This is a genomic window from Pseudoalteromonas rubra (assembly GCF_005887095.1).
Lineage (GTDB): Bacteria > Pseudomonadota > Gammaproteobacteria > Enterobacterales > Alteromonadaceae > Pseudoalteromonas > Pseudoalteromonas rubra_E.
On record NZ_PNCI01000019.1, the window covers coordinates 178,424 to 195,644 of the forward strand.

Genomic DNA, 17,221 nt, shown 5'->3' on the forward strand with positions numbered 1-17,221 from the left:
CGATGGCAACTTTAGAATTATCTGTTTATCGTTACAACCCTGACGTAGATTCAGCACCTCGTATGCAAGATTATAAGCTGGAGGTTGAAGAAGGTCGCGACATGATGGTGCTTGATGCACTGTTAATGTTGAAAGAACAAGATCCAACATTGTCTTTCCGCCGTTCATGCCGTGAAGGTGTGTGTGGTTCAGACGGTGTAAACATGAATGGTAAAAACGGTCTGGCTTGTATCACTCCTTTATCTGCATTGCAAAAAGGTGGTAAAGGCAAGATCATCGTTCGTCCATTACCGGGTCTGCCAGTTATCCGTGACCTGGTTATCGACATGAGCCAGTTTTACACTCAGTATGAGAAGGTAAAACCTTACCTGATCAACGACAAGCCAACTGGCGGTGAAGAGCGTCTTCAGAGCATTGAAGAACGTGACAAGCTGGATGGTCTGTACGAGTGTATTCTGTGTGCATGTTGTTCAACGTCATGTCCGTCGTTCTGGTGGAACCCAGATAAATTTATCGGTCCTGCGGGCCTTCTTCACGCGTATCGCTTCCTGGCTGACAGCCGTGATACTGCGACAGAAGAGCGTCTGGCTGACCTTGATGACGCGTTCAGCGTCTTCCGCTGTCACAGTATCATGAACTGTGTAAGCGTTTGTCCGAAAGGCTTGAATCCTACTAAGGCGATCGGACACATTAAATCTATGTTGTTAAATCGTTCGGTTTAATACATATTTAAATCTACAGATGGCATGCTCAGCATGCCATCTTGTTTTCGTTTAAGTTTCTGCGCTAGAAAAAGGGCTAATAAATGCACGAAGGTGTGATGAAGGCATGGCTGGAATCTTCGCACTTATACGGCGGCAACGTTGCATATGTTGAAGATTTATATGAGGCGTATCTTGATGATGCGGCTTCAGTGCCAGAAGAATGGCGAGAAGTGTTTGATCAACTGCCAAAGGTAGAAGGCGTTGACGTTGATGTTAAGCATTCGGAGATCAAATCTCAGTTTGCTGACCTTGCTAAAAACAAACACAGAGAAGTAATCGTTTCTGCAGAAGGTGCGGCAGATGCAAAACAGGTTCGTGTTTTGCAACTTATTAATGCATTCAGATTCAGAGGTCACCAAAACGCAAACCTGGATCCTTTGGGTCTATGGCAGCGTGATCGAGTTCGCGAACTCGACCTGGCCTATCATGATTTAGACAATGCCGACCTGGAAAAAGAATATAACGTTGGCTCTTTTGCTTCAGGCCAAGAGACAATGAAGTTAAAAGACTTATACAACGCATTGAAAACCACTTATTGTGGTTCTGTTGGTGCCGAGTATATGCACATTACTTCAACAGAAGAAAAACGTTGGTTACAGCAACGCATCGAATCTACCTTCGCACAGCCTAAATTCAACAAAGAAACTAAGCTTCGCATCCTAAAAGGCCTGACTGCTGCTGATGGTCTGGAAAAGTATTTAGGTGCTAAATTCCCGGGCGCAAAACGTTTCTCACTGGAAGGCGGTGATTCACTGGTTCCAATGCTGAAAGAGCTGGTACATCGTGCCGGTGAAAGTGGCCAGGAAGAAGTGGTCATCGGTATGGCGCACCGTGGTCGTCTGAACGTACTGGTTAACGTACTGGGTAAAAACCCACAAGTACTGTTTGACGAATTCGCGGGCAAGTACGGCGAATCAGCGGGCTCTGGTGACGTAAAATACCACATGGGTTACTCGTCTGACTTCGCAACGCAAGGCGGCAACGTTCACATGGCGCTGGCGTTTAACCCGTCGCACCTTGAGATCGTCAACCCGGTGGTTATGGGTTCGGTACGTGCACGTCTTGATCGTCTAAACTGTAAGAGTGGTTCTAAAGCACTGCCTATCACCATACACGGTGACTCAGCTATTGCAGGTCAGGGCGTAGTACAAGAGACATTCAACATGTCTCAGACGCGCGCTTACGGTGTGGGTGGTTCAATCCGCATTGTGGTGAACAACCAGGTTGGTTTCACTACATCAAACCAGGAAGACACGCGTTCAACTGAGTACTGTACTGACATCGCTAAGATGGTCCAGGCGCCAATTTTCCACGTTAACGCAGATGACCCGGAAGCGGTTGCATTCGTAACGCAAGTTGCGCTTGATTTCCGTAACAAGTTTAAGCGCGATGTGGTGATCGACCTGGTTTGTTACCGTCGTCATGGCCACAATGAAGCCGACGAGCCGAATGCAACTCAGCCTCTGATGTATCAGAAGATCAAAAAGCACCCTGTACCGCGTCAGATTTATGCTGACAGACTGGTATCAGAAGGCGTATTGAGCGCTGAAGAAGCGAAGACGCTGGCTGATGACTACCGTAACGGTCTGGACAAAGGTCAGATTGTGGTTGAAGAAATTCAGCCTGAGACCAAGCACTCTTCAGATTGGTCTAAGTACGTTGGTCATGACTGGGACACGGCTTACGAGGCAAGTGTTCCGGTTGAGAAGCTTAAAGAGTTAAGCGAAAAAATTTCGACTTACCCGGCTGACCACAAAGCACAGTCGCGCGTTAAGAAAATTTACGACGACCGTAAAACCATGGCCAGTGGCGAGAAGCTACTTGACTGGGGTATGGCAGAAACGCTTGCTTATGCAACTTTGGTAGATCAGGGTACAGATATCCGTCTGACCGGCCAGGATTCAGGTCGTGGTACTTTCTTCCACCGTCATGCAGTTGTTCACAACCAGGCTGATGCTTCGACTTACCTGCCGTTGCAAAACGTTCGTGATGATCAGGGTCTGTTTGAAGTATATGACTCAGTATTGTCTGAAGAAGCTGTATTGGCGTTCGAATATGGTTACGCGACAGCAGAGCCAACCTCACTGGTACTGTGGGAAGCACAATTCGGCGACTTCGCTAACGGTGCTCAGGTGGTATTCGACCAATTCCTGAGTTCAGGTGAGCAAAAGTGGGGCCGTTTGTGTGGTCTGACTTTATTATTGCCACATGGTTACGAAGGTCAGGGTCCAGAGCACAGTTCTGCGCGTCTTGAGCGTTACCTGCAACTGTGTGCAGACCACAACATGCAAGTGTGTGTACCAAGTACGCCAGCACAGGTTTATGCCATGTTACGTCGTCAGTCAGTACGTCCTCTGCGTCGTCCACTGATTGTTATGACACCAAAATCTTTACTTCGTCATCCTCTGGCTGTCTCTAGCCTGGAAGAGTTGTCCGAAGGTGTTTTCCACAACATGATCGACGAGATTGATGATATCAATCCTGAAAACGTCGAGCGCGTTGTGTTCTGTAGCGGTAAAGTGTATTACGAATTGCTACAGGAGCGTCGCAAGCAAGAGCTAAATAATGTCGCTATCGTTCGTGTGGAGCAGCTTTATCCGTTCCCGCACAAAGAGATGGACGAAATCATGGCTCGCTACCAGCACGTTAAAGACTTCGTATGGTGTCAGGAAGAGCCTCAAAACCAAGGTGCCTGGTACTGTTCACAACACCATTTCTGGGAAGCTATCCCAAGTGGTGCGAAGTTGACTTACGCCGGTCGTAAAGCTGCAGCAGCGCCTGCATGTGGCTACATGTCGACCCATACAAAAGAACAAAATGCGTTGATTGCTGACGCTTTAACTATTAAGAAATAAGGAATTAGAGATGACGACCGAAATTAAGGTTCCTGTTCTTCCTGAATCTGTTGCGGATGCAACAGTGGCCACATGGCACGTAAGCGTTGGTGACAAAGTAAGCCGTGACCAAAACCTGGTAGATATAGAGACTGACAAAGTAGTTTTAGAAGTCGTTGCACCTGAAGACGGTGTTATTGTCGCTATCTCTGAAGAAGAGGGCGCAACGGTTCTTGGTGAGCAAGTTATCGCACAGCTGGGCGCGTCAGATGCCGCTCCAGCGCAATCAAATGAACAAACAGCAGCGCCAGCAGCGGCGCCAGCAGCAAAAGGTAAAGAAGTGGACATTAAAGTACCTGTACTTCCTGAATCAGTAGCAGACGCTACAGTTGCAACTTGGCATGTACAACCTGGTGAAGCGGTAAGCCGCGACCAAAACCTGGTAGACATCGAAACAGACAAAGTTGTGCTTGAAGTTGTTGCACCTGAAGACGGTGTAATGGGCGAGCAACTGCACGCAGAAGGTGAAACCGTTCTGGGTGAGCAAGTAATTGGTAAACTGGTTGCCGGTGGTGCACCAGCAGCGGCGCCAGCTGCACAGGCAGACGCAGCACCTGCAAGCGATGACAATGCAGACGTGCTAACGCCATCTGTACGTCGTCTGATTGCTGAAAAAGGTCTTGATGCTTCACAAATCAAAGGCACTGGCAAAGGCGGTCGCATCACTAAAGAAGATGTTGATGCATTCCTTAAAGCACCAGCGGCAAAACCGGCAGCTGCGCCAGCGGCAGCAGCTCCTGCGGCACCAATGGGCGACCGTACTCAGAAGCGCGTTCCTATGACTCGTCTGCGTAAGACAATCGCGAACCGCCTGCTTGAAGCGAAGAACTCAACAGCAATGCTGACAACCTTCAACGAAGTAAACATGAAGCCTATCATGGACCTTCGTAAGCAGTACAAAGACGTATTCGAAGAGCGTCACGGTATCCGTCTTGGTTTCATGTCTTTCTACGTGAAAGCGGTTACAGAAGCACTGAAGCGTTTCCCTGAAGTAAACGCGTCTATCGATGGCGATGACATCGTTTACCACAACTACTTCGACATCAGCATTGCGGTATCTACACCTCGTGGTCTGGTAACACCTGTACTACGTGACTGTGACAAACTATCTGTTGCTGAAATCGAAAAAGGTATCCGTGAGCTGGCACTTAAGGGCCGCGATGGTAAGCTGACTGTTGACGACATGACTGGTGGTAACTTCACTATCACTAACGGTGGTGTATTTGGTTCACTACTGTCTACGCCTATCATCAACTTGCCACAGTCTTCAATCCTGGGCATGCACAAAATCCAGGAGCGTCCAATGGCAGTCAATGGCAAGGTTGAGATCTTGCCTATGATGTACCTGGCGCTGTCTTACGATCACCGTCAAATCGATGGTAAAGAGTCGGTTGGCTTCCTGGTTACAATTAAGGAACTTCTGGAAGATCCAACGCGTCTGCTTCTGGACGTTTAATCATCTAGATTAAAGATTAAGCTGTATGCGGGCATAATGTCCGCATACAGCTTTTTTTTTGCGCCATTAGTCTTACTGGGGTTTTCATACAAGGCCTTGAGATCTATACTATGGGCGCAATTTGGGATAGCTGATTATTTGCATAAATATTCAGCTTTTTTAGTATAAAAAATTGGATAAAGCATCATGAATTTGCATGAGTATCAGGCAAAACAACTTTTTGCCGAATATGGTTTACCTGTATCAGATGGTTACGCTTGTGACACGCCTCAAGAGGCTGTAGAAGCTGCTGGTAAAATCGGTGGTGACAAGTGGGTTGTAAAATGTCAAGTACACGCTGGCGGCCGTGGTAAAGCGGGCGGTGTAAAACTGGCAGACAGCAAAGACGAGATCCGCGCATTTGCTGAAAACTGGTTAGGCAAAAACCTGGTAACCTACCAAACTGACGAGAAAGGTCAGCCAGTTGCTAAAATCTTAGTAGAAAGCTGCACTGATATTGCAAATGAGCTATACCTGGGTGCTGTTGTTGACCGTGCTTCACGTAAAATCGTGTTCATGGCATCAACTGAAGGTGGTGTTGAGATCGAAGAAGTTGCTCACAACACGCCAGAACTAATTCACAAAGCTGAGATCGATCCACTAGTCGGTCCTCAGGCTTACCAAGGTCGTGAGCTTGCGTTCAAACTAGGTCTGAACCCAACTCAAGTTAAGCAGTTCACTAAGATCTTCATGGGTCTTGCTGACATGTTCATCAACCACGACTTTGCACTACTAGAGATCAACCCTCTGGTAATCACTGACGAAGGCAACCTGCACTGTCTTGACGGCAAGATTGGTGTAGACGGCAACGCATTGTTCCGTCAGCCTAAGATCCGTGAATTCCACGATCCTTCACAAGAAGACGCGCGTGAAGCTCACGCAGCAAGCTTCGAGCTGAACTACGTTGCGCTAGACGGTAACGTAGGTTGTATGGTTAACGGTGCTGGCCTAGCGATGGGTACAATGGACATCGTAAACCTGCACGGCGGTAAGCCAGCTAACTTCCTTGACGTAGGTGGCGGCGCGACTAAAGAGCGTGTATCTGAAGCGTTCAAGATCATCCTGTCTGATGACAACGTTAAAGCTGTACTAGTTAACATCTTCGGCGGTATCGTTCGTTGTGACATGATCGCAGAAGGTATCATCGGTGCGGTTAAAGAAGTTGGCGTAAACGTACCAGTAGTTGTACGTCTTGAAGGTACTAATGCTGAAGCGGGTCGTGAAGTACTAGCTAACTCTGGCCTTGACATCATTGCAGCTGAGTCTCTAACTGACGCTGCTGAGAAAGTAGTTGCTGCTGCGGAGGGCAAATAATGTCTGTACTAATTAACAAAGATACTAAAGTAATCTGTCAGGGTTTCACTGGTGGTCAGGGTACTTTCCACTCTGAGCAAGCTATCCAGTACGGTACGCAAATGGTTGGTGGTGTTTCTCCTGGTAAAGGCGGCACAACTCACCTGGGTCTGCCAGTATTCAACACTGTACGTGAAGCGGTAGAGTCTACAGGTGCAACTGCATCTGTAATCTACGTACCAGCTGCATTCTGTAAAGACGCTATCCTTGAAGCGATCGACGCAGGTATCGAGCTTATCGTATGTATCACTGAAGGCATCCCTACACTAGATATGGTTGATGTTAAAGTGAAGCTGGAAGAAACTGGCGTTCGCATGATTGGTCCTAACTGTCCTGGTGTTATCACTCCGGGCGAGTGTAAGATCGGTATCATGCCTGGTCACATCCACCTTCCTGGTAAAGTAGGCATCGTATCTCGTTCAGGTACGTTGACTTACGAAGCGGTTAAACAAACTACTGACGCAGGCTTCGGTCAGTCTACTTGTGTAGGTATCGGTGGTGACCCAATCCCAGGCACTAACTTCATCGACGTACTGGAAATGTTCCAGAACGATCCTAAGACTGAAGCAATCGTAATGATTGGTGAAATCGGTGGTACAGCTGAAGAAGAAGCGGCAGAGTACATCAAGCACAACGTGACTAAACCAGTTGTTTCTTACATTGCAGGTGTTACAGCGCCTCCAGGTAAGCGTATGGGTCACGCTGGTGCAATCATCGCAGGCGGTAAAGGTACAGCTGACGAGAAGTTCGCTGCACTTGAAGCTGCTGGCGTTAAGACCGTTCGCTCACTAGCTGAGATCGGTTCTGCACTTAAAGAAAAAGCAGGCTGGTAATCACTTTACCTGCTTGTAAAAAAGGCGCCTAAGGGCGCCTTTTTTGATCCCGCCATCATATCCGCGCAGCTATAAATCTTGATGAACAATAAAGTAGTAGCTTGCCAGGTTTGTGTAGTTATTTTCGGGTTAGCCAATAACTATTTTGGCAAGTGTTCAGGTCGTTAGCGAATAGGTCGCATTTATGGAGAGATAAACACATGCGGTTTGTGGGAAGTATATTGAATAGTGAGTGAAGCGGGGGAGAGACCCCCGCTCAAGCGACTTAATCCTGATAGCTGATATGCTGGAAGAAGCGCACAATTACGTCTTGCTTCTCAGGATTAATAGGCAGCTTGCCGGTTAAACGACGGATCATGGTTTCGGCGTTGTTCATAAACTTGCCGTAGCCCACGTCTTTTTTATCTTTGTCGCTGGCAACCACCACAAAGTGCATGGTATCGCATAGGTGTTCGCCTTCCCAGATAGAGCGTACCTGACCATCCGGTGCAGATGTATCAAAGCTCAGTTTTTGCAGTTCACGATTCGCATCTGACTTATCAATTTGGCTGCTTCTGACCAATGGCTGACGGCCATCGGCAACAAAGCCAACATGGGTCAGTTGCAGCTGATCGCACAAAGTTAAAAAGCTGTCTTCAATGCTGCGATAAAACTGCGTGTAATCTCCAGGGCGCATCTGACTTTGATACTCGGTCTTGATAGCACGGGTAATCGGGATAGAGAAAGACACATAGCTCATCTCTGAGTGCTGCTCTGGCAGTGTGCAGTTACGCGCCTGGTAGCGCGGGTACAAGCTACGTAGTTTATAGCCGTAACTTTCTCTGTGGCCTTTTACCTTAGCGAAAATGTCATAGGTCAGGTGCTGATGGTCACGCACTTTGTAAGACAAGCCTTGCTGCTCGTATTGTTCTTTCAGATCGTCCAGTGCTTTTTTCACTTTGCTGTGGAAGCTGGCGGCATTGGCACGCAGTTCATCGCCGGTGGCCAGGAACAATAAGCGAATTTTACGGGCTTTATGATCCGCCTCATAGTGTATTTTATGACCTTCGTGATACTTTGGATTGTAAAAAAACAAAATCTGCTTATCCGTTTGCAGGCTGTGTGCTTCATCGTGATAGCGCACGATAGGCAGTTTGTCGTTGGCAATGACGTGAACGTTAAATAATTCGTGCTCGTCGCAGATGGCAAACAACTTTCGGGCCAGGCGTTGGTAGCAGCTTTCCACATCATCAAAGCAATCGAAGAATGCGTCGCTGGGCTTAAACTCAGCCAGAATGTAATGGTTGTTACGTGCGTTCGTTGGAATATAAACGCGGTGAAGATTCATTGATGCCATAGGTTTTTCCTTGCGATACCTCTGTTGTTGACGCCTATGATAGTGCGAGCGTGTGACGAATATATTGCGCTAGAACAAAATTTGTCATAAAAATGACGCGTCTTTTTGTCTTTGATTTGGCTGTTTTATGCCCAGGTCGCCACAATTGCGAAGTAAATCTGTTTTCGCTTTAGTTTTACGCTGTTCGTTGCGCTAACTTTTTGTAATAATGCCTCAGTTAACTGGTACTAAATTTTCAGAGGAATGAGTTCCTATGGCGGAAGCAGAAAATCGCCCAACAAATTTTATAACAAATATCATAGATGCGGATTTAGCCAGCGGTAAGCATGGCGGTACGCACACGCGCTTTCCACCAGAGCCAAACGGCTACCTACACATAGGCCATGCTAAGTCTATTTGCCTGAACTTTGGCATAGCTCGCGACTATCAGGGTCTGTGTAACCTGCGTTTTGACGATACGAACCCGGAAAAAGAAGATCTGGATTACGTTAATTCGATTAAAGAAGACGTGCAGTGGCTGGGCTTTAACTGGGATGGTGAGATCTGCTATTCGTCTAACTATTTCGACAAGCTATACGAGTATGCGGTAGAGCTGATCAATAAAGGCCTTGCCTACGTGTGTTTCCTGTCGCCGGAGCAGGCGCGTGAATACCGTGGCACGCTCACAGAGCCGGGTAAAAACAGCCCGCATCGCGACACCTCACCAGAAGAAAACCTGGCGTTGTTCGAAAAAATGAAGAACGGCGAGTTCAAAGAAGGTGAGTGTGTATTGCGTGCTAAGATAGACATGGCCAGCTCGTTCATGGTGCTGCGCGACCCTATCATCTATCGTATTCGTTTTGCTCACCACCACCAGACCGGTGACAAGTGGTGCATTTATCCAATGTACGACTTTACTCACTGTATTTCGGATGCACTGGAAGGGATCACTCATTCTCTGTGCACGCTGGAGTTCCAGGACAACCGTCGTTTGTACGACTGGGTACTGGACAACATCAGCCTTGAGTGTCATCCACAACAGATCGAATTTTCTCGTCTGAACCTGGAATACACCGTGATGTCAAAGCGTAAGCTAAACGACCTGGTGGTGAATGGTCAGGTAGAAGGCTGGGATGATCCGCGTATGCCAACCATTGCAGGTCTGCGTCGTCGTGGTTATACCCCTGCGTCTATCCGTGAATTTTGTAAGCGTATTGGTATTACCAAGCAAGACAACATGGTTGAAATGGGCATGCTGGAAGCGTGTATCCGTGACGACCTGAATGAAAATGCACCGCGTGCAATGGCTGTGCTTGATCCGGTTAAAATTGTGATTGAGAACTTTGACGCCGAGCAGGTAGAAATGCTGGACGCGCCTAACCACCCAACGCTGGATATGGGCTCACGTCAGCTGCCGTTCACCCGTGAAATCTACATTGAGCGTGATGACTTCCGAGTAGAAGCGAACAAGAAGTTTAAGCGTCTGGTACTGGGTAAAGAAGTGCGTTTGCGTAATGCCTATGTGATCAAAGCTGAGCGCATTGAAGAAGACGATGCGGGTAACATCACCACGATTTACTGTACATACGACGCCGATACTTTGGGTAAAAACCCGGCTGATGGCCGTAAAGTGAAAGGCGTTATCCACTGGGTATCAGCAAGCCACTGCATTGACGCAGAAGTACGTCAGTATGATCGTCTGTTCAATGTACCAAACCCGGCAGCGGCGGAAGACTTTGCAACCACGTTGAATCCAGAGTCACTGGAAATCATCGCCAATGCTAAGCTAGAGCCGTCTCTGGCAGACGCTGCACCAGAGCAGGGCTTCCAGTTCGAGCGTTTGGGCTATTACTGTCGTGATAACAAGCGCGATACATTGACCTTCAACCAAACAGTTGGTCTGCGTGATTCCTGGGCAAAAATTGAAAACGCCTAACACGCACAATAAATAAAAAGGTCGGCTTATGTCGGCCTTTTTTAATTATCATGCCCGATCTTCAGAATTGATTTGATAATTTGCATTAGAAACACTGAATACCCGTAAACGGACAGGCACATGACAGAAAAGTCGATCCATAATTTTTACATCAATGAACAGCAGTCGGTGTATTTGCTCTCCCATAAAGACGCGAAAAAACATCGTCAGTGGCTCAACATCTGTCAAAAACAGCTGACCATGCTGGGCTATCATGATGTGGAAGTGATCGGGTCCGGCGCATTCGGGTTTGTATTTGCTGGGATCGATGAGCAGGGCAAAGAATGGGTGTTTAAGTTTTCCCGAATTACCCTGGCTCAGAGTGTACGTGACCGGCTGGAAGACGAAGCTTATATGCTGTCGCAGATTAAAAATCCCATGGTCCCCGAGTTTTACGCTTTTGAACGGGCAAAAAAGCAGGGGATCCTGATGATGGCGCGGGCCAAAGGCCAGGATCTCGAACAATGGTCGCTCAAACACGGTCGTTTTAAACCTCATGAGCTGGTGCATCTGGCCAATAAACTCAGAAACGTGCTGGTTGACTTACGCGACCGCAAAAATGGCATGTCGCCTCAGCCTGTGGTGCACGGCGACATTAAACCGTCTAATATTGTCTGGGATCAAGCAACAGACAGCTTTTCGCTGGTTGACTGGGGCAGTTCAGTTTATGCGCAGCTGGATGCCCATGGCGAGCCCGTTGCCAGTAATATTATGGATCTTATGTCGTCCGATATCAGCAGTACCAATGCCCGGATGGGCGATGTGTATTTTATTGGTGACGAGCAAATGTCGGGCGCGCGCTCTTCGCCGCGTTTTGACGAGCAGGGTGTGGCATCCACCATTTACGCGCTGGCCAGTGCCCAGTCCTGCCGTTTTGGTGCTGCCGTGATCCCGGCAACCAGCTTAGGCTTGCCACAAGCCTTTGCCAGAATGATAGATGCAATGCTGAGCAAAGACAAAACCATCCGGGATCAGGCCGGCGACTACTTTATGCGTAACATGCCGGCCATGGCGCGCATGCATCTGCCCGAACTAAAAACACCGCCTCGCAAAGCCAGCATCCCTTTCTGGTTTAATGAGATCGACGAAGAGCCAGATACGGTGGTTTACAGCTCTCGTAAACAGTTTTTACGCCGGGCCGATCATAATCAGCAACTGCTGGACGTGAACGACGCTCAGCTTGACCGCTACTATAAAGAATTCCTGTTCGACACCGGCGACAGTGAAAAAGCGTTTCTGGCATCCATCAGCCGGCTGGCAAAGTATCCGGTAGTAGGTGGTCTGAGCTTTCACTGGAAGGATGCTTCATTGTTTGTGGAGTCCAGTCTGGTGCTGCATGATGAGTCTTTGCAAAGTGCTTTTACCGATGCGGTAAATGCCACCGTGATGCTGGCACAGGGGATAGAACAAAAGGGCTTGTTTAAATGCTGCCTGTTTGATGCCAGACAAACCATACAACTTCAGCGCGACGGTACCGGCGCGTTTATTTTTGACCACGTCCCTGAGCTGCAGTATACCGTATCGGACATTGGCACCAGTGAAATTGCGCGCCCCCATTCCTACTTTGAAGATGGAAAAGACCCCGACGAGCAACTGCAATTACCACGGCAGATAGTGCAGTGTGTATTTGAGCTTAACCAGATCCACCATACCGGCTGTATCATCTTTGAATCGCTCAACGACCGCCTTAAAATTCACCATTACTACTGCCTGCTAGATGCTAGCAAAGAGCGGGAGTTTAAAACTCTGTTGACCCGCATTATGCAATACGCCATGAGCATTCAGGACTTCGGTGTCGCAGGTTTTATGAAACTGCCATACAAAAATACCCGTGAATTTTCGTTATGCGCCAGACAGCCAGACCATTTTTATCCCAAAGATCCGAAAGCTGCAGAAACTCAAAGTGAATCATCTACGACTAAGATATAACAAAACGCACGTTGCACATCGGCCCATCCTCCGCCAAGATAAATAGCTTACAACCGGAGGGAAACATGGATCAGGAAACACGCCGAGAGCTGCTCAAACTAAGCTGGAGCATGCACGACGAAGTAGAGCAGGCCATTTTACAAGACAGCGCCAAACAGGGCGACGACAACTGGACAGAAAAGCAAAAACTGCTGCTGGCAGACATGTCGCTGCATCTGCTGCAAACCGCGCTCAAACCCAATGGTATCAGCCAGGAAAAGCTTAAAAACAACCTTAATGCCATTCTAACGCTCAGCGACGACTTTATCGATGAAGTCGACTTACGCAAAACGGCCGATGCCCTTTATGGGTTGGATAAGTGATCAGGTGCTGATCTTCCAATCAGCATTTAGTCACTTACCCTGTTTTATACACTTGCACTTATTAGTCATCCCGGACGCGTGCGAGCCGGGATCTACCAGAACACCATGCAGTAGTTCCTTAATGAAGACAAACCCGACAAACAACTCCGTCATCCCGGACGCATGCGAGCTGGGATCTACTTGAATATAACGCGGTAGTTCCTCGATAAAGACATACCTAACAAGCAATTCCGTCATCCCGGACGCGTGCGCACCGGGAGCTACCTGAACACCACACAGCTGTGCCTCGTTACAGACAAACCCGACAAACAGCTCCGTCACCCCAAACGCTTGCGAGCCGGGATCTACCCGAACACCACGCAGCTGTGCCTCGTTACAGACAAACCAGACAAGCAACTCCGTCATCCCGGACGCTTGCGAGCTGGGATCTACTTGAACACTACACAGCAGTTCCTCGTTACAGCCAAACCTAACAAACAACTCCGTCATCCCGGACGCGTGCGAGCCGGGACCTACTTGAACACCACGCAGAAGTTACTCGATAAAGATAAACCCGACAAACAGCTCCGTCATCCCGGACGCTTGCGAGCCGGGATCTACCCGAACACCACGCAGCTGTGCCTCGTTACAGACAAACCAGACAAGCAACTCCGTCATCCCGGACGCTTGCGAGCTGGGATCTACTTGAATATAACGCGGTAGTTCCTCGATAAAGACATACCTAACAAGCAATTCCGTCATCCCGGACGCATGCGAGCCGGGATCTACTTGAACACCACAAGCAGTTCCTCGATAAAGACGAACCCGACAAACAGCTCCGTCATCCCGTCTCGAAATCACAACACCTTGCCAAATAGGAAAAAAGTGGGTTTAATGATACGCATAAATAATGTTGTTCAGGCAGAGGAAGAGCCACGTTGTAGCGGCCTAAATCACAAACGGTTGACAGCAAAAGTTACTCATCAAAAGCAAATTCCCGAAGCATAAACCACACCAGCCGGATACGGCGTGCAGGTAGCGGCCAAGTTCAACAAGCGACTATGCGTACGCATGAATACTAAAACGTTATGTGACTAAAAGAGTAAGCTCAAAATGTTCAGGCAACTAAGCTGTAACAGAAAGGTAATTTCCGTATTTAGTATCGGAGTAGCTGTGTGGTGTATTTCTATGCTTGGCTATCAAATAAGTTATGCTGAACGGGTTATGGCAGGACTAGAGAGTTGCATAATTGAATCGCTCTCAATTTGTGAGAAAGTAAATGAGGTCGAGCTGTATCGAAGCCTGTGGGATGGGTCTGCCAGGTACTATGTTTTAGCAACGGTATTCTTCTGCGTTATATATGGTGCAACCTCTTTTGGAGAGCGAAAGAAAAGATGAAGTAGATGCCATCTCTTAACAAGCGGCTGTTGCCCCTAAGCTGAGCTTTGAATTAAGCCGCTACGCGGAGATAGCAGACCTCACCATCTCAGTCACTCTTACCTTGGGGATAACCCCAGACGATGAACCGAGGAGAGTGATGAATACATTGATTGAACAAGCTCAATTGGAACTTGCCTATCGAAGCTACGCCAGCAAAACAGCAAAGTCCTACTGCGATGCGCTTCAAAAAGTCACCCTTTTCTTTAACAAGCTCCTGGATAAAGTACTTAACGATAAGCTTCATCTGCACTCAAAACGGTGGGTAACGCGATATCTCGCTTACTGAATGAATAGTTTAACCCTTTGATGTCTCGTTTTATAACAAAACGGTACAAAAAAATGATGGCGCACAGCGCTTGATTTTGCGTTGCAGCGCTCACCGCCCGGTTAACGGCCAAGTGGTTGAGAAAACGTTCTATTTCCCTGTTGCCCATCTCATCAGGATACTTTTTGTCATTGAATAAAATGTAGCCTTTTATCCAGTACAGATAGCTTTTCTTTGTTTTCGGACTGTAGTGTTTGGTCCTGAGCTCTACGCGTACAGACTCCAAAAAAGGTGAATAAGACATCTCTACTCCGAATGCTGTTTATTTATACAGGTATGAGTGAATGCGGCTATTTATCAAGTCAAATTTCTCGTTTTCTCCGCGCTTTCAAGTCTCGTTTATGCCGCTTGCCTTGTTAACCCATTGAAATTTATTGTGTTAGCCGTTTTACATAACGAGACCCCAAGTCTCGCTATGAACAAGGCTCGGTTTCAACAAAACCATTTTGGCTTGAGCAATGAGAGCAATGGTGGTAGGTTTTTGTTCTTATTATGAATAAAATAATTTAGCTGTGGATCTGTACGGTTTCAGGAACTGGATCTAACCGGTATTCACGCTAATAAGCTGTTAAGGTTCACAAGGAAATACCGTGCTAGATTCAACGCTTTTATCCGTGGTTGCAGCATTAATTACAGTGATTGCTGGTTTTTTTACAAATTTAATTGCAAGTAAGAAAACAGAGCAGGACAAGATACAAAAAGAAAAGGTATCTGACATCGCCAATACTGTTTTAGCTCAAGCGGAAGAAGCTCGCGCCAAAGCGGTATCAGAAATAGTAAAACATCTGCCTAAAGACCAACAAACGCCTGAAGAACTTCAAGAAGCTGCATCTAAAAACCTAAAAATTGTTGGAGATCTGGTAATAAACAACCAAAATGCTGGCGACGCTGAACTAGTTCAAGATTTAGTTACAGGCTATCATCAGCAAGCGCTTTCTCAAGCCAAAGTTCAATTTTGGTTTAGTGTTGCAGCTGCCACTACTGGGTTTGGTTTTATTATCTACTCAGCAAGTGGAATTACTGTTGAGAATCTAGCTAGCGTTTTAAAAATATTACCTGGCGTTATTATTGATGCTGTAGCTTTACTATTCTTTCGTCAAGCCGAGCAAACAAGAGAAAGAGCTACAGCTTTATACGATAGACTTAGAACTGACAACCAAATGAGAAATGCTAAAGCTATTGTGGAATCAATTGAAGACATCCAAATAAAAAGTGCGGTAAAAGCCCAAATGGCTCTTCATATGGCAGGCTTAAAACCTAAAGAAATTGATTTACCTACTTTTCTTACAGGTAAGGTTTCGAGCGAACCTTAACAAACAAATCAACGCGGGCTAATAAAGCTTGGCTTGGTTCGCTGCGCTCACAATTATAGCCAAGCTTTATTAGCCTGTTATTTGGGCGTTAGGTGTTCCTTGAGATCCGAAGCAATTGACAGATTTGTCCTAAATATCGAACGCCTGATAAGCGGTGAGGTATTTGATCTATACAAAGCAATGATTTCTTCTTCATTTGAATACATTGCTGCTGAAATTCTATCGGACCAGCTCAATGAAGGAATCTGGTACGATGGGGTTTCTGGATTAAAAGCTGAAGTATTAGACAATAATCAAGTTCGGTTTACTGGTGAAATGTATGTGTTCTTTGAGCAAGAAAAGAACTGGAAGGAACCATTTGAATCGATTGTCTCTATCGGTGGTAAAATCAAAAAAGAGGTTATGGTTTATGTCTCTATTGGTGGTCTCGAAGGTAATGATGAACTGCTTACAATGGAGTGGCATTACAGGAACACCTAACAAGTCAATGAATGAAGATTATCAGGGCATGTCATGCTACTTGCATTCGCAACCGCCACGCCATACCTTGCTAACTCATTATTGAAGCGTTAGATTTAGTGGAGCTTTATAGGAACAATTCAAGCATGAAGAATATATTTATATTTTTGTTAGCTATTGTTATCACGGGTTGCGCAACGCTACATTCCCCTATTCCAAAAGATTACGATGGAGCGACGTCTTTGTTTTTAAGCTCAGAAAATAAAACCGAAGATAGTGGCACGCACTTGTTTTATTTAGAAAAGGTTAATAACAAAGAAATATACAATGCAGCGATGGCTACACGGAATTCAAGCCAAGGACAAGGTTTTCACTTAACTACAAATTTGTTAGAAACAGTAGTTCCGTCTCAAAAAGCTACATTTACTATCGTTGGCACTACGATTTATGCAGCGCCAATACAAACGTTAACGAATGAGACTCTTTCGGTTAGGGGGAATATCACTTTTGTACCAGAGCGTTATACGGATTATGTTGTAAAAGGAACCCTCAGCAAAGAATACTCTGCCGTTTGGGTAGAAAACAAAGAAACAGGTGTGCTTGTTTCTGAAAAAGTTGAGCTCAAGCAAAATTAAAATCTAGAAAGCGCATTATGAGCGGAACCAAAAAGCTTGGCTTGGTTCGTGCCTCACCAATTATAGCCAAGCATTTTGTTCCGCATATGCGGGCGTTAGCATGACTAGGGAAAAATATGCATTCACCGTACCGGTGTTTTTCAAGTTAGT

General features: G+C 46.7%; 15 protein-coding genes. 11 read left to right on the forward strand and 4 right to left on the reverse strand.

What is annotated here, in order from left to right; all coding sequences use genetic code 11:
* Nucleotides 1-2 precede the first annotated feature (2 nt).
* The 5 genes from CWB99_RS10230 (at nt 3) to sucD (ending at nt 7,339) form a co-directional block, all read left to right on the forward strand.
* Nucleotides 3-722: a succinate dehydrogenase iron-sulfur subunit gene (locus CWB99_RS10230; RefSeq protein WP_046003813.1), complete on the forward strand. Its 720-nt coding sequence runs from the start codon at nt 3-5 to the stop codon at nt 720-722.
* Nucleotides 723-805: 83 nt separating this feature from the next.
* Nucleotides 806-3,619 (forward strand): 2-oxoglutarate dehydrogenase E1 component, encoded by a 2,814-nt coding sequence (locus tag CWB99_RS10235; RefSeq protein ID WP_138551254.1) that lies wholly within the window; start codon nt 806-808, stop codon nt 3,617-3,619.
* A gap of 10 nt (nt 3,620-3,629) precedes the next feature.
* Nucleotides 3,630-5,114: a 2-oxoglutarate dehydrogenase complex dihydrolipoyllysine-residue succinyltransferase gene (gene odhB / locus CWB99_RS10240; protein WP_138551253.1), complete on the forward strand. Its 1,485-nt coding sequence runs from the start codon at nt 3,630-3,632 to the stop codon at nt 5,112-5,114.
* A gap of 186 nt (nt 5,115-5,300) precedes the next feature.
* Nucleotides 5,301-6,467: an ADP-forming succinate--CoA ligase subunit beta gene (sucC, locus tag CWB99_RS10245; RefSeq protein WP_125782083.1), complete on the forward strand. Its 1,167-nt coding sequence runs from the start codon at nt 5,301-5,303 to the stop codon at nt 6,465-6,467.
* Nucleotides 6,467-7,339, forward strand: a complete 873-nt coding sequence (gene sucD / locus CWB99_RS10250) for a succinate--CoA ligase subunit alpha (protein ID WP_010381473.1) — start codon at nt 6,467-6,469, stop codon at nt 7,337-7,339. Before sucC ends, sucD begins: the two co-directional genes overlap by 1 nt.
* A gap of 265 nt (nt 7,340-7,604) precedes the next feature.
* On the opposite strand, the gene CWB99_RS10255 is transcribed toward sucD, so the two are convergent.
* Nucleotides 7,605-8,675: a DUF3083 family protein gene (locus CWB99_RS10255; RefSeq protein ID WP_138551252.1), complete on the reverse strand. Its 1,071-nt coding sequence runs from the start codon at nt 8,673-8,675 to the stop codon at nt 7,605-7,607.
* Nucleotides 8,676-8,928: 253 nt separating this feature from the next.
* Between CWB99_RS10255 and glnS the strand changes: the two genes are divergently transcribed.
* The 3 genes from glnS to CWB99_RS10270 all read left to right on the forward strand — a co-directional run bounded on the left by glnS (nt 8,929) and on the right by CWB99_RS10270 (nt 12,920).
* Nucleotides 8,929-10,590, forward strand: a complete 1,662-nt coding sequence (gene glnS / locus CWB99_RS10260) for a glutamine--tRNA ligase (RefSeq protein WP_138551251.1) — start codon at nt 8,929-8,931, stop codon at nt 10,588-10,590.
* A gap of 120 nt (nt 10,591-10,710) precedes the next feature.
* On the forward strand, nt 10,711-12,558 hold the full coding sequence (locus CWB99_RS10265) for a protein kinase domain-containing protein (RefSeq protein WP_138551250.1): 1,848 nt from the start codon (nt 10,711-10,713) through the stop codon (nt 12,556-12,558).
* Between the two features lie 65 nt (nt 12,559-12,623).
* Nucleotides 12,624-12,920, forward strand: coding sequence for a hypothetical protein (locus CWB99_RS10270; RefSeq protein ID WP_054016895.1), 297 nt, complete (start codon nt 12,624-12,626; stop codon nt 12,918-12,920).
* Nucleotides 12,921-12,950: 30 nt separating this feature from the next.
* On the opposite strand, the gene CWB99_RS10275 is transcribed toward CWB99_RS10270, so the two are convergent.
* The 3 genes from CWB99_RS10275 to CWB99_RS10285 all read right to left on the reverse strand — a co-directional run bounded on the left by CWB99_RS10275 (nt 12,951) and on the right by CWB99_RS10285 (nt 14,908).
* The gene (locus CWB99_RS10275; protein ID WP_138686205.1) at nt 12,951-13,409 is read right to left on the reverse strand and encodes a hypothetical protein; all 459 of its coding nucleotides are present in this window, start codon (nt 13,407-13,409) and stop codon (nt 12,951-12,953) included.
* 45 nt (nt 13,410-13,454) lie between these two features.
* Nucleotides 13,455-13,661, reverse strand: a complete 207-nt coding sequence (locus CWB99_RS10280; RefSeq protein WP_138686206.1) for a hypothetical protein — start codon at nt 13,659-13,661, stop codon at nt 13,455-13,457.
* Between the two features lie 905 nt (nt 13,662-14,566).
* Entirely contained in the window at nt 14,567-14,908 is a 342-nt protein-coding gene (locus CWB99_RS10285; RefSeq protein WP_138553660.1) for a phage integrase N-terminal SAM-like domain-containing protein, read from the reverse strand.
* Nucleotides 14,909-15,254: 346 nt separating this feature from the next.
* On the opposite strand from CWB99_RS10285, the gene CWB99_RS10290 reads away from it, so the two are divergent.
* The 3 genes from CWB99_RS10290 to CWB99_RS10300 all read left to right on the forward strand — a co-directional run bounded on the left by CWB99_RS10290 (nt 15,255) and on the right by CWB99_RS10300 (nt 17,071).
* On the forward strand, nt 15,255-15,977 hold the full coding sequence (locus CWB99_RS10290) for a TRADD-N-associated membrane domain-containing protein (RefSeq protein ID WP_138553659.1): 723 nt from the start codon (nt 15,255-15,257) through the stop codon (nt 15,975-15,977).
* Between the two features lie 99 nt (nt 15,978-16,076).
* On the forward strand, nt 16,077-16,457 hold the full coding sequence (locus CWB99_RS10295) for a hypothetical protein (RefSeq protein WP_138553658.1): 381 nt from the start codon (nt 16,077-16,079) through the stop codon (nt 16,455-16,457).
* Nucleotides 16,458-16,582: 125 nt separating this feature from the next.
* Complete coding sequence (locus tag CWB99_RS10300; protein WP_138553657.1) at nt 16,583-17,071, forward strand: hypothetical protein; 489 nt, start codon at nt 16,583-16,585, stop codon at nt 17,069-17,071.
* Nucleotides 17,072-17,221: the final 150 nt, after the last annotated feature.